We start from the raw sequence: 14419 nt of genomic DNA on the forward strand, positions 1-14419 counted from the left end.
AATTTGGCCAATACTTGTATAAAGGTATTTCCTTGCAGCATCAATTCAAATTTTAAAAGCATTAGCGGACACCTCCTACAGTCGTTAAACTGCTCCATTGATCTTTCAGCCTCTTCATTTAGACGTAGCACTAATCATCCCATTATTACTCACAAACGCAATCCGCTTACTATTCGGCGCCCACGACGGCGTATTGATCGATCCCTGCCCACCATACACATAAGCAATTACCTTCGGCTGTCCTCCGCCTGCAGGCATCAACCTCAAATATACATGTCTATAAAACGGATGATCACTGGGATCAATATCATTCATGAACGTCAGGAAAGCGATCCATTGGCCATCAGGCGAAATATGAGGGAACCAATTATTGTAATCATCAAACGTTAGTTGCTCCTGATCACTGCCATCAGGCTTCATGCGCCACAACTGCATCTTCCCGGTACGCACCGAGTTGAAGTAAATATACTTACCGTCAGGACTGTATTCAGGACCATCATCCAAACCAGGCGCATCGGTCAAACGGAGTTCTTCCCCACCGTCCGATGATATCTTGTAAATATCAAATTCATTATCTCGTTGCCCGGTAAATACAAGGTATTTACCATCCGGCGACCATCCATGCAGGTAAGAAGGACCTATGGGTGTGATCTGTTTTGGCTTACCGCCCTGCACAGGAACCGTATAGATCAGGGACCCATATTCCGGCTTCCCGCTCGATGCACTAAGTCCCAGCATCTTCCCGTCAAAAGAAAGCACATGGTCATTGTTGTTTTTCTTGACAAAATCAGTATTGATCATTTCTGATTTTCTGCTCTTCAAATCAAAGCGGTACATCGATCCTTTACTGGTATTATAGATCAATGCCTTTCCATCTGGCGTCCAATTAGGAGCTTGCAGCGAGCCCGGATCAGTATAAAGTATAGTGCGCTGGCCTGTAAATACTTCCAGTGTTTCTATATGGCTTCCGATATAATCCTTATAGGGAACAAAATTTTCCTGCACAGGCTTGATGATGCGAACATTGCTAATAATAGCTTTCTCCGTTACATCCTTATTGTGTGCACAAACAAACAGTCCCGCATATACTTCATCACCTAAGTTGATATCAGAAATATCAGCTGTTGTAAATGGTTCACCAAACCGTGCTACAGACATGATATACCGGTTGCCCCTCCGCTCAAGTTGAAATACATCTGGACCCTTTACCGTTGAACGCACTTCTTCCACAGCTCCGCCTGTAGTTTTACGGTACTGGAGCGCAACCAGGCCATCTCCATGTATTTGTACGCTCACCATAGGCGAACTGCTATCCAGGCTGTTACGTACCATCCATCCTGTTTTACGGTGCGGATCGACTCCTTTACCAATCAACTTTCCATGTGCTTGCAGGATAAAGTCTCCTCCCAACTTTTTCCAGGCAAAATGAAATTCATCATGGCTCCCCCAAATATTAGCACCCGAACCAGATATGATATACTGTTGCCGTGCACCATCATACATAACAGAACCGCGGTGTAGAACTGCGCCCACATCACTATTGCCATCAAAAAGTTTAGAAGTGGATTGCGCAAAAGAAGATGCTGACATTATAAGCATGGTCAAAGCAATCGTTTGAAGAAAATAGATATTGGCGGACATATCGGATGATTTATGAACGGAATCCTCATACCAGTTCAACGTTCCCATTTACATACTTCAGGTTGTATTTGAAAGCATCAATACGCCAACCTTTTTCTGTATAAACCAGGTGCAGGTTATAAGTACCTACAAACTCCCTGGTATTGCCTTGTGTTGCAGCTTTTTTGAAATGGGTTGCTGTGGCATAGGCAAAAACATCTGCCGTTAACTCGTTGATGGTTACTAAATAATTCCCCGCAAGATGATTCACCGCGTCCAAACCCTCAAATCCCTTTTGCCAGCTCTCACAAACTTCCTTAGCCATAGCAGTCTTGGGCTCTCCACCAAGTGACGACATGTCAAACTGTATTTGTTCTGTAAACACTTCGCTTTGAAGCTTTGCCCATTCCTGTTCATCCGTATAAATGAATAGCTTATTAACAACTTCTATCACCTGCTCCCGGAGAGTAAAATGTTCCATAGTTTTGAGTGTTCATGTAACACTAAATTTACGGATGTTTTACTTGTTAACACTTGCTTTCATATAAAATCATCGCGACTCACTTTCCAAATGAAACGATCATATGTTTATGTGGAATATTTCTTTTCCATTTCAAGCAAATGGCGTTTCCTCCAAAGTCCACCACCATAACCCGTTAATTGTCCGTCTGAACCTATTACCCTATGACAGGGAATAAGGATAGAGATTCTGTTCATGCCATTAGCGTTGGCAACAGCTCTGATAGATTCGGGTTTTCCTATTGCTATAGCTTGTTCTTTATAAGACCGTGTACTGCCAAATGGAATAGTTTGCAGCTCTCTCCACGCTGAATTTTGAAAATCAGAACCGGGAGTTACTAATTGAACCGTAAAGGCTTGACGTTTTCCTTCAAAATATTCCGTCAACTGTTGCTCCAGCAATATGAAATGTTCATTTTCTCCTTGCACAATAGTGGCATTGAACAGTTTTGCTAACGCTTTGAATTCTGTTTCCAGCATTTTCCTGTCGGTAAATTCCAGTAAGCAAATGCCTTCCCTTACGGCACAGGCATACATCGTCCCTAATGGGGTTTCTATCCTTTTAAGGTCAATGATGTTTTGTTCTTTACTGTTTTTAGGTGAAACACCGAATATGTTTTTAAAAGAATCTGCAAAGCCGCTTAGTGATTCATAACCTGCGTCAAAAGCAGTTGAAGTGACAGGCTCCCCGTTTTGAATTTTCTTAAATGCGCTATTGATTCTGAACATTCTTTGATAGGAATGAAAAGTAATGCCGTGATTTTTTAAAAACCACCTTCTGATCTGACTGGGTTCAATTCCTCTTTGAACCAGGTCATGATCTTTGAACTTTAGCGATGGATTACCGGTCAGTTCATGTAAAAGACTTTTTATCTTTTCTGGCGTTTCATTCAGGTGCTCCAATGGCTTACAAACACGGCATGGCCTGTAACCCTTTAAAATGGCTTCTTTAGATGTTCTGAAAAATTCTACATTTTCCCTTTTGGGTTTTCTGGCAGTGCAAGATGGCCTGCAAAAGATGCCTGTTGTTTTTACGGCCGTAAAAAATAAGCCTTCAAAAGATGTATCTCTTTCTACACATGCTTGATACATGATCTCATCTGTCAGTTCCATAAAATGTCTTTAAAGTTATTTTTAACCATGGGCATGTCGCCTGTGTTTATCTGGGTATTTTGCTTGTAGCGCAAAATTACCTTGGGCCAGAAAGCTGTACAACCGGAAAATTGACAAGTATTTTTATTCAATAAATTGCACCACCATTTGAACCAATGCAGTCAGGTAGGGGCGTAGCCGATAGAGTCTGCCATCGGAAAAGAGGGAAATTACTAATCATTTAGTTAGCTAAAGGATTTTCTGTCTTAGAAGCCCATTTCTGTAATTTATTGATCAACTCTTCCAGATTGATTGGTTTGCTGATGAAATCATCCATACCAGCATTAATGCACTCTTCTTTTTCTTCTTTTGCAACATTTGCCGTCATGGCAATGATCTTGGGTTGAACGCTGGCTGTTTTCCGGATGAACCGGGTGGCCTCACATCCATCCATTTCAGGCATTTGTACATCCATTAAAATAACGTCAAAAGGATTTTCAACTGCCATTTCCAAAGCTTGACTTCCGCTATTGGCTACTTTAGGTAAATAACCAAGCTTTTTAAGTATGGTTACAATCAGCATTTGGTTGACAGGGTTGTCTTCAGCAACTAAAATGTTCAACGGAAACTCCTTACTGAAATTGCCTTGTAATAGATCACTTGTGCGTTTTTCAATAGCTGCAGGTCTAGTATTCAATAAAGCTTCTATTAAACACTTTTGCAGTAAATGCAGTTTTATTGGTTTATGCAACACGCACTTAAAAAGCGCAACGTCTTGATCGCTGACTTTGTCCTTGATCGTTCTTAATAGGAGAAGTGGTATAGAACTGTTGATCTTTTGTAGCTCCTGGGCAAGCTGGATGCCATTCATTTCAGGAATGTGCAAATCTATCAATACAGTGTCTATTGATGAAGATGATCTGGAGAATAATTCCAGTGCCTTTTTAGGAGAGTTCGACAGCGTTGATTTGATATTCAATGGTTCTAATTCATATTGAAGAGACGCAAGAACAGTATTATTATCATCAATGATTAAAATGTTTTTTCCAGCTAACACTTGAAGGTCTGGATGATCTTCATCCCTGGACATTTCTTGAACAGGCATGGTAAGAATATTAAAGCTGAAAGTTGATCCCTTACCATATTCACTGACCACATGTATGCTTCCTCCCATCAGTGCAACCAGCTTTTCGCAAATGGCTAAACCAAGCCCCGTTCCTCCATGCTTCCTTGTGGTGGAGGAATCTACCTGTGAGAAAGATTTGAATAGCTTTTCTAATTTGTCATCTTTAATACCTATTCCGGTATCTTTTACATTGAAGTTTAATCGTAAATGATCATTCTCTAATCGATCCGGCACGGATACATCAATAAAGATCTCACCTTGCTTGGTAAACTTTATAGCATTTCCTACCAGGTTAAATAATATTTGCCGCAAACGAAGGCTATCCCCCACAATATAAGGTGGCACATCATGTTGTATAATATATACAAGGTCAAGGTTGTGTTCTGCAGCCCTGACCGAAAAAGTTTCCAATACTTCTTCTATACAACAGCGTAAGTTAAAGGGCTCTGACTCCAGTTCCATTTTTCCAGACTCTATTTTGGAAAAGTCAAGAATATCATTGATAATACCCAGTAAGTTTTCGCCTGAGCTACGTATGACATCCGCATACATCTTTTGCTCACTGTTTAACGTAGTTTGCGATAGCAATGATGCCATGCCAATAACTCCATTCATCGGCGTACGGATTTCATGGCTCATAGTAGCAAGAAACATGCTTTTGGCGCGGTTGGCTTGCTCTGCTTCTTCTGTTTTTCTGGCTAGTTTTTCTGTCCGTTCTACAACCAGCCGCTCAAGCTCATGCCTTTGAGCATTAATACTGCGCATACGGTAATAATAGATCAATAAGGCACTGCCAGCGACGAAAACAAAGACGACTACTTTGAACCACCATGTTCCCCAAATAGGCGGAGTGATAATTATTTTAAGCGTTGCTCCTTTTTCATTCCATATACCGTCATTATTAGATGCTTTTACTCTAAAAAAGTATGTACCTGCATCCAGGTTAGTATAAGTAGCTGAACGTTTATTCCCTACATAGTTCCAATCTTCATCAAATCCTTCAAGCTTATAGGCATATTGGTTCTTAGATGGTATTATATAATTTAAAGCTGCAAATTCAATTGTAAATACAGACTGTTTATAAGAAAGAACAATTTCTTTAATTGCATTTATGGAAGAATGTAAAGGAGAATTATGACTGTCAATGTGAACTGGCTTATTGAAAATTTGAAGATTAGTGATATATACCGGAGGAATAATGTGGTTGTCTTTAACACTATCTGGATAAAAAGAATTCAGTCCCTCTGCTCCACCAAAAAACATTTCTCCGTCAGGTGCCTGATAACACGACTTTGCCTTGAATTCATTTCCTTGTAATCCGTCAGAAATAGTATAATTACGAAAGCTTTTTGCTTTAATGTTAAACTTGCTCAAACCTTTATAAGTGCCAACCCAAAGATTACCCTTATGATCAGGAAGAATGCTTTTGATGATATTGCTGCCCAGGCCATCTTTTTCTGTATAGGCTGTAAATATTCCTGTCTTTTTATCAAAATAATTCAACCCATCCTGGGTTCCCAGCCATAAGTTGCCCTTTTCATCTTCATAAATAGCATCAACATAATTGTTGCTTATGGAACGTTTATTCTTTGGATCATTTTTATGATGAATAAATCGGTTGTTTTTGCTGTCAAATAAGTCAAATCCATTGACGGTTCCTACCCATATGTTTCGATCATGATCTTCATAAACAGCAGTTACGAAATTGCTGCATATTGATTTGGGGTCATTAGGATTATGCTGGTAACGTGTGATTTTTTTTGTTTTACTATTATATAAGTTTAGGCCTCCGCTCCATGTGGCCAGCCAAAAGTTTCCTTCACGATCTTGATACACCACATTTACACTCGATGCAGCAATCGAATTAGAGTCCTTTTCATTTGGCATATGATGGGAAAATGATCCTGTTTTCAAGTTGAACAGGTCAAACCCGCCTCTATGATAACCTAAGGCAAGCATGTTGTTACCTATTTCAACAACAGAAAGAACATAGTCGCTCTTAATGCTGTTTTCATTTTTAGGATCATTTCTGTAATGGGTAAATTGTTTTGTTTTCCGGTCAAAATAATTCAACCCTCCGCCGTCCGTTCCTATCCAAAGGTTACCCTTCTTATCCCCGGTAACCGTTAGAATACTATTGTTGCTTAAACTGTTTGTAACGTTTGGTATTTGTCTGTAGAGATTAAATTTATCTCCAAATCGGGGAAGAAAATTGACGCCTCCCGACCATGTCCCCGCCCAGATATTTCCGGTATTATCCCTATATAAACTGTAAACAGAATTATTGCTCAGGCTATAATGATCCGATACCTCGTTTTTATAAGTAGTAAATTGATTGGTTTTACCATCCATTACGCTGATGCCCCCATTCTCCGTTCCGATCCATAATTTGCCATCATTCCCTTCAACAAAAGATAGAATGTCATTATAACCAATGGAATTCGGATTGCCAGGATCATGGCTGAAACTGATAAAGGAATTGTCGTTTCTGTTATACATTGAAATTCCATAACCTTGGGTGCCTGCCCAGATATTACCTCTACTGTCTTTAAAGACTGCTTTGATCCTGTTTCCGGCAATACTTTTCTTATTGGCCGGGTCGTGTCTGTAATTGATAAAATTCTGAGTTTCTGGATTAAATCGGCTGAATCCACTATCTGTTGCTATCCATAACTCACCATAATTATCTTCAGCTATTTTAAAAATAAAGTTATTACTCAAGCTGTTGGAGATTTCGTCATTGTGTTGAAACCATTTGCCTTTTCCCGTTTGGGCGTTAAAAAGACATAATCCTTCTGCAGTGCCAAGCCACATCCTTTTTTTGCTATCAATAAATATATCAATGACAAAGGTGTTCGTTTGTCCATTTAAATACCGGGTAAATGTTTCTTTCGTCCTGTTGAATTTGTTGAGACCTCGTGCAGTCCCGATCCAGAGAATACTATTTTCATCCTCTATAATATCAAAAACATAGTTGCTGCTAATGGTTTCTGGCTTGTTTTTATCATGTTTGAAGGAGATAAATTGATAGCCATCGTATTTATCCAGGCCATTTTCTGTTGCAAACCACATAAACCCATATCTGTCTTTTAAAATAGCGCTTACGTGATTTTGAGAAAGGCCTTCATTGGTAGTTATCCTAATGAACTTGGGTTTGTAAAGCTGTGCCTCTGTGCAGAAAGAAAAAAGTGTGATGAGTAAAAGCGCAAGAGCATATTTGGCAAGTCTACCGAGCTTATTTTTTATTCCTTTATAGCAAATAATATCAATTTTACTTTTATTAAGCTTGGTGTATTTTGATTCATAAATGGCAAGGGAATATAGAAAATGAATCAAATTCATTTTAAAAAAATTGGTTTCGTATGGGCTCAAAAGTCACTGACTGCTAGGGCGAAAGAAAAACCACAAACTTACCTTCCAGAAAATCCACTGTATATTCAATCTGGAATGTGGGCTCTCTATATAAAGTTAATCAAATAACCATGATCTCACAATTTGCTGAAGCACTGATATGAAATAATTGTTGCTGCACTTTAATAATAGAAGATGAGCTTTTATACGCTCAAATACACTCACCTTCCTGAGTCCACACTTTAGCAAAAGCTTATCACCAAAATTTTGCTTGCCATTATTGAATGATGAAATTTTATAGCCTCAAATTTTGGTATATGCCCCTCAACCATATTCTGGTAGTTTATCTGGTTCAGCTCCTGGTCATGATACTACCTTCATTTGGTATTGCAAAACTCTTTGAGAAAGCTGGTGTGCCGAAGTGGAAAGCCTATATACCTTTTTACAATACCTGGGAAATGCTGCACCTCGCACATCGGCCAAAACACTGGGTGTTCTGGCAAGCCATTCCTGTAGTAGGCTGGTTCATTACCCCAGGCATCTTTATCGAATTTGTAAAATTGTATGGTCGCTTTTCCTTAGGCGATCACTTCTTGGCAGCCCTGTTGGCACCCTTTTATTTTCCTTGGTTAGGATATGCACCCGGCGTAAAGTTCCTTGGTTATGAAAGAATAAAACTTCATAAAAAATCAGGTTGGCGCGAATGGTTGGATGCTGCAGTTTTCGCTGTCGTTGCAGCCGTGTTGATACGGACTTTTGTATTCGAAGCATATGCCATTCCTTCCGGCTCTATGGAGAAGACCCTGCTGGTGAATGACTATTTATTTGTTAGTAAATTCAGCTATGGCCCTCGGATTCCCAACACTCCGCTTTCTGTACCTTTTGTGCATAACTACATGCCAGGCAGTCAACTTAAGTCCTATTCTGAATTAATCAAACTTCCCTATATACGTTGGTTTGCAGCACCTGTAAATAGGGGCGATGTTGTGGTATTCAATGTACCCGCTGGTGATACTGTCATCAACGCCAAAGGCTTTCAGTCAGAAAGATTGTACTACGACGTGAAAAGAGCTGCTGCTCAGGGCGATCCTGATTCCCGGTATATATTGTCTCACCCGGATGAATATCCTTTAGCCATTCATCCCGTTGATAAATCTGATAACTATGTCAAACGCTGTACAGCTGTGGCTGGTGATACCTTAGAGATACGTTCCGGTGACGTCTACATAAACGGTAAGAAACAACAATCACCTCCCGGAATGCAAATGAGTTATTTAGTGCGCACCAGCGGACAGTTTTTGGATGAGGATATCATGAAAACGGAATATGGTGTAAATATGAGCGACGTAGGACAAGTAACAGTAACCGGCCCCAATACTTATCAAATGTTGTTGACTGCTGAAGCTGCACAAAAAATGAAAGACAATGGCTTGGCTAAGGAAATCAGCCTCTTAATAGACAAGCCTGGTGATACGAAATACGCCTCTTCATATTCAATGCTCTTTCCCAATGATGATCTCCATCAATGGACACTGGATGACTACGGTCCCATCTGGATTCCGAAGAAGGGTGCAACATTACCGCTGTCCAGGGAAAACTATCCAATTTATGAAAGATCCATCCGTGTATATGAACACAACGATTTTGAAATGCGCAACGGCAAATTCTATTTGAATGGGAGAGAGGCCAATTCCTATACTTTTAAAATGGACTATTACTGGATGATGGGCGACAATCGTCATGGCTCGCAAGACTCCCGTTTCTGGGGATTTGTACCCGAAGACCGCATCGTCGGTAAACCTGTATTGATTTGGTTTAGCTGGGACCACGCCCCCCGCTGGAATAGATTGTTCAAAACAATAAACTAGTCATTCTTCAAACCATCAGCTTCATAGTTTGGTAAAAACAATGTTCTTCAAAGAAGGCTCTAATGGTAAATCCACCCTTTCCACTTTACCACTTTTATTGAAAGTAAAATTTACATTTCCAACTCCGCCATCTGCGACACTGCCATTTTCGAAATAGTGACTTGAAAAGAAATCCCGTCCTTCAGGCAGTAACACCAGCTTCATTCCGGCATAGTGAAGCACTAAACGCTTAGAAAGTGTATCAATTGAAAGATGACCATACCCTGGATTGTAAAAAGAACCGCAGTACGAAGCTAGGGAATGAAAGGGCCTTTTGCTGGCTTGGTCTGTATTGTTCTTTTGTTTCTTTGACATTGCCAAGAGAGCCCTTTTTTGTTCTTCTAGTAATGTTGAATGTTGATCCCTTGGCTGAAGTTGAAAACAGAGATCCGTAATAAAATCGGGTATAAGATGAATTAAGGGAGAGTTATTCTGATTGGTTAGAATGACGATACCCATACTATCATAAGGATAAAAAACCAGTTTGGAGGAAAATCCGCTCAGGTTACCTGTATGTTGCACTTTATAATGCCCCCTGTAGGAAGATAAAAACCATCCCAGGCCCATATTTTCAAAATATTCATCATTGTATTTATCAGGAAGGCCATTGGATATAATGAAGTGTGAAGAAATCGCATTTTTTACGAATTGCCCGGAAAGGACTTTTTTGTCGTGGTAAGTTCCTCCATTGATCCACATGATCAGCCAATGCGTCAGATCGCTTGCCGTGGAGTTGATAGCACCACCACCTTCCAGGTCATCCATTTGTAGTCTTTCCTCTAAACGGAAGGAGTCTTTGTAACTGTAAGTCAATGCCAGGTTGGAACGGTTGTCGATAACTTCATATCCGCCATAACTGTTGTGCATTTCCAAAGGAGCGAACAACTTATTTTTCAGTATATGATTCCAATCCATTCCAAACAGCTTTTCATTGAGCACACTTACAACCAGGTACATGAAACTGTTATATTGCCATTTGGTCCTTAGAGGGGCAGATGCTTCAAGGTTGCTGATTCTTTTGAAATACTCTTCATGGCTATAGTTCGTATTAAAAGTCCATGCCCAGTCATGGCCGGGGATGCCTGTTCTGTGTGTCAAAAGATCTTCTACGGTTACATGCTTTGTTAGGTAATCACTGGATAATTTAAACTTAGGTAAATATTGATGCGCTGGGCTATCTAATGAAATTCTGCCTTCATCTGTTGCGATGCCTGTAAGCGCCGCTGCAAATGTTTTTGAGCAGGAAGCGATAGGGAAGATGGTTTGAGGCGTAATTGGCAGTTGTTGTTCAAAGTCTCTGTACCCATAACCTTTCGAAAAAAAGGACACTATCTTTTCCAACGATCCCTATGGCAACGTCCATCACATGCCAGTCCTGCATTGTCCTTAGGGTAAAGCTATCTAGCTTTTCAATGGCCACAGGCGACAGTTGGGCAACAACAATAGAATACTCGATAAGACCAAATAAAAGCAGCTTTATTTTATTGTGCATATCCGGTATATGATAGAAAACTGGTCGTTTCCTTGTGTTGCGAAAGTCTACTGCTTGTTAAATGCAAGGATTTTATTGCTGGTTTTGATGTTTAATTTTTCTCCGGCCTCAAAACTATATTGTTGGGCATTCCTGATATTGTCTACAAATAAACCACCCCAGGATGTTTCACCAACCTTTGTCATATTCAAATTAGGTATGGACAGCCTTTGGTTGGGTCCTGTCGTATAAGCATTTGTTCCAATGTCGTTTGAGGGCGTTTTCCCCGTAAATGATCCTGTTGTTGGACTGTTGGAAATAAAAGTAAGAATGACATCTCCTTGAACTGTTGAGGGCTTGGTTGTGACAGCACTGGTTGAATTGTCTTTCACAAGAACCATTTTCCAGGTGCCGTCTAAGGATTTAGGCTCAGATTTATGATCGCAATCCGCTGAAAACTTTGTGCATGAAAAGAACACGAATCCAATTAAACCCATCAGGAGAAAAGAGCTTTTCATACCCGGAAATTTATATAAGGACAGCTGAAGCGAACAAAATGTTGCATTCCCGCATCCCTGCTACTTTCCTCTCGGCTTCAACTCTTCAATCCTGATCCCAGCGGGCAACCCCTGGGGAAAGCGGGCATATTTCTTCAGCTTTTGCCAGCTATATCGCGGATGATCATAAAAGTTGATCCGGTTTGCTTCTGCATTTGTCGCTGCAATGCCCGTTGCTAAAGCAGCAGGGAAAGTAAATGCAGCAAAAGCCCCGTTTGCAAACGTACCAATACAGGCTAGGGTAGTCCAAAGCGCATAAGAAGAAGTTTGCGTATTATATAAAATGATTCTTGCCGTCTTTACACTGGACGAAACAATGCATTGAACCTGTTCGCTACACATAATGTACAATGAATCGTTGCTCACCGCTATAAACTCGCCTGAAATCGGTTGCTGACCATCTTCTAACACAGCGGAGATCCATCCGCCGTAAGCATCGTTTTCGATACCTGTTCGACTGGGTACCGATCCCCTTGGCGCATTCACGGTACGGCAACTGCAGATCAGCGTAAGAATGATGATGATCAGGATGATGATGACCAGTATGAAATTATTTTTGAACATAACGGCTATTCCAAAATGTTTTTTCCATGGTGGGTTCAATCTTCTTATACGGTCGTGCTGCTCTTTTTAGATACAGCGAGGGTTTGTTTACCATAAGATGAAGCTTCCGGAAATTCTGCTCGTTCATCCACTCCGTTCGAATCCATTCAAGGTAATACCCCCTTGAGTCAAGGAATAATTCAGCATTGTTATACGGTAATTGATATTTTATTTTGTAGGAGTCTCCGGGATAGGTCACCAGGTATTCCTGCTCACGGGTAAGCTTTCCCAATGGATTCGATTCCATTCCCTTAATGGTCTCAACAGCATAGGGTTGTATCACAGTAGGAGACACTTTCCCTGAAATGGTTGCCAATCCAAGATAGTCAATCCTCCATAGCCCCTTATTGAGCCTTAATTTTAAGTCTACCCTTCCTAGGTGTTTGCTGGCAAGTGGTACAATATTGAAGTCTGTTGCAATTGGCCCGGTCTCATGTAACTTCCCTTCTGGTTGCCAGTTGCCGTTCTCATCCTTGGCGAAAACTTCAATTCCTCCCAGCAAATCAAAAACAGTTTCCCTGCGTGCTATCTTGCCCCTTTCCATTTCCGCCAACCAGTATGCTGCCGAATTGCCCATATAGGCAAGCCCTTGATACATCAGGAATGTGGTCAGAAGTGTTTGCCGCTTGCCAATAACCAGTCCCAATTCCTGCGCCTGCTCAGTGTTAAACGATACAATGATTTCTTCTTTGGAATTTAGATTATCCGCATCAGCCATGGAATAATATTCATCACCATCCACCGACTGGATCTTATTCATACAATCGCCGCTATCGCTTTTGCAACTGGTAGGCTGGTAAACATTGTTACACTTGTAAAATGAGCCATCAGCACTAACAAAAACCCGTTCAGTGCCCTGCTTTTCAAACGCTAGTATATGGGCAAACCTGATAGAATGCGTTTCCAGTGCTTCATTGGTCACAACTAATGCAAAGTCCTTTTTGTAGCGCGCCGAATAAAGCATGTCAATATCATTCTTTTCCAGAGAAGGGGATATGCTGGTTGAAAAACCTTCAGCCTGTAAAGCAAGTGTATCTCCATTATCCGCATAAAAAGTAGGGCAGGAGCCAAAGCATGCCTTGGGATTGGCAATGCAGAAAATAGTAAATCCAGCTGTAATACCCGTTACAATACCCAATCCGCCAGCAATGGAAGGACCAGGATCATTCGTTTCCAGTAATGCAACTTCCGTAAGTGGAATAGTGAATGGTTCGTCCTTTGTTCTCTTTTCGCCTCCGCGAGTTTCCATAACATTACGGTTAATATCAAGCAGGGAACCATATCCTGCCATTACATACCTGGCCGAATCATAAACCCAGTGATGGAGAATGTACACTTTCCCATCTTTCATATGGGTCTTCACAAACTTTTGTGTAGGACTGATCGACGATATTTCCTGGACAGCCTTGATCTCTCTCTTTACCGGCACTGTTTTACATGCTGGTAAAAACGATAAAAGACAATTGAAAAGAATAAAATTCAACTTGACGCACAGAAGTACATTACGAAAAGCTCTGATACTTTTCATACAATCCATATTGATTCAGGCATTTTTGAAAAAAGGCTTTGGTGCTTAGCATTTCAGCGCAGGTACTATGCGCAGAGTTAGGAGGATTTAAATAGGAACTATGATAACTAAAGTTAATAATCTTATGGAAATATTCCAATTAAAAGCACCAACTAACAGAAATGTATAATTGAAAAAGGAAGATTGCAATATTCAAATTAATTTGCCTACTTCATTGTTATCTTGATCCGACATGGAAATGAAATGTCTGTCAAAAGAAATGTCTGTCAAATTAGAATTGGCACCTGCTCGCTATCCACTATCACCACTCTCTTTGAATTGACAATAAATACCTGTTTATCTCTAAAGCCCTTTACCCCCTAAAACTACCACAACCCTTTTTTCCCTCCAATCCTTATGGCCGGTTTGGCACAAAATGGCAGGAAATGACCGCTTTTGTCCCCTCCGGCAGCATGCATCCTTCGTTGCTTCAGTATACTTTAAGTATACCATAAGTATACCTAAAGTATACCTAGAGTATTCCAACCGTGTCCCTGGAGTATAGTTGAAGCATACTTACAGCATACCTGAAGCACGAAACAGATTTTGACCCCTCCCTTAACTCCAAACCCTAAACTTCAACCCTCAAATCTTTAAATTCCAAAA

10 protein-coding genes are annotated in these 14419 nt (G+C 40.6%); 1 reads left to right on the forward strand and 9 read right to left on the reverse strand.

Annotated elements, in window-relative coordinates; genetic code table 11:
• Positions 1-114: 114 nt before the first annotated feature.
• The 4 genes from OCK74_RS10965 to OCK74_RS10980 all read right to left on the reverse strand — a co-directional run bounded on the left by OCK74_RS10965 (position 115) and on the right by OCK74_RS10980 (position 7699).
• Positions 115-1641, reverse strand: coding sequence for a TolB family protein (locus OCK74_RS10965; protein ID WP_279297080.1), 1527 nt, complete (start codon positions 1639-1641; stop codon positions 115-117).
• Positions 1642-1666: 25 nt separating this feature from the next.
• A complete protein-coding gene (locus OCK74_RS10970; RefSeq protein WP_279297081.1) occupies positions 1667-2101 on the reverse strand; it encodes a nuclear transport factor 2 family protein in 435 nt (144 codons plus the stop codon).
• 107 nt (positions 2102-2208) lie between these two features.
• Positions 2209-3252, reverse strand: coding sequence for a bifunctional transcriptional activator/DNA repair enzyme AdaA (locus tag OCK74_RS10975; RefSeq protein WP_279297082.1), 1044 nt, complete (start codon positions 3250-3252; stop codon positions 2209-2211).
• Between the two features lie 220 nt (positions 3253-3472).
• Positions 3473-7699: a hybrid sensor histidine kinase/response regulator gene (locus OCK74_RS10980; protein ID WP_279297083.1), complete on the reverse strand. Its 4227-nt coding sequence runs from the start codon at positions 7697-7699 to the stop codon at positions 3473-3475.
• A gap of 326 nt (positions 7700-8025) precedes the next feature.
• Here OCK74_RS10980 and lepB point away from each other — a divergent pair, with 326 nt between their 5' ends.
• On the forward strand, positions 8026-9576 hold the full coding sequence (gene lepB / locus OCK74_RS10985; RefSeq protein WP_279297084.1) for a signal peptidase I: 1551 nt from the start codon (positions 8026-8028) through the stop codon (positions 9574-9576).
• Positions 9577-9597: 21 nt separating this feature from the next.
• Here lepB and OCK74_RS10990 read toward each other — a convergent pair whose 3' ends face one another.
• The 5 genes from OCK74_RS10990 to OCK74_RS11010 are packed head-to-tail and all read right to left on the reverse strand — an operon-like array spanning position 9598 to position 13774.
• The gene (locus tag OCK74_RS10990) at positions 9598-10944 is read right to left on the reverse strand and encodes a serine hydrolase (protein WP_279297085.1); all 1347 of its coding nucleotides are present in this window, start codon (positions 10942-10944) and stop codon (positions 9598-9600) included.
• Positions 10904-11107 (reverse strand): hypothetical protein, encoded by a 204-nt coding sequence (locus OCK74_RS10995; RefSeq protein WP_279297086.1) that lies wholly within the window; start codon positions 11105-11107, stop codon positions 10904-10906. Before OCK74_RS10995 ends, OCK74_RS10990 begins: the two co-directional genes overlap by 41 nt.
• A gap of 47 nt (positions 11108-11154) precedes the next feature.
• On the reverse strand, positions 11155-11604 hold the full coding sequence (locus tag OCK74_RS11000) for a hypothetical protein (protein ID WP_279297087.1): 450 nt from the start codon (positions 11602-11604) through the stop codon (positions 11155-11157).
• Positions 11605-11664: 60 nt separating this feature from the next.
• Positions 11665-12207, reverse strand: coding sequence for a hypothetical protein (locus OCK74_RS11005; protein ID WP_279297088.1), 543 nt, complete (start codon positions 12205-12207; stop codon positions 11665-11667).
• Positions 12194-13774 (reverse strand): hypothetical protein, encoded by a 1581-nt coding sequence (locus OCK74_RS11010; protein WP_279297089.1) that lies wholly within the window; start codon positions 13772-13774, stop codon positions 12194-12196. Before OCK74_RS11010 ends, OCK74_RS11005 begins: the two co-directional genes overlap by 14 nt.
• Positions 13775-14419 lie beyond the last annotated feature (645 nt).

The sequence above is a fragment of the Paraflavisolibacter caeni genome (assembly GCF_025628885.1).
In the GTDB taxonomy this organism is placed as follows: domain Bacteria; phylum Bacteroidota; class Bacteroidia; order Chitinophagales; family Chitinophagaceae; genus Flavisolibacter; species Flavisolibacter caeni.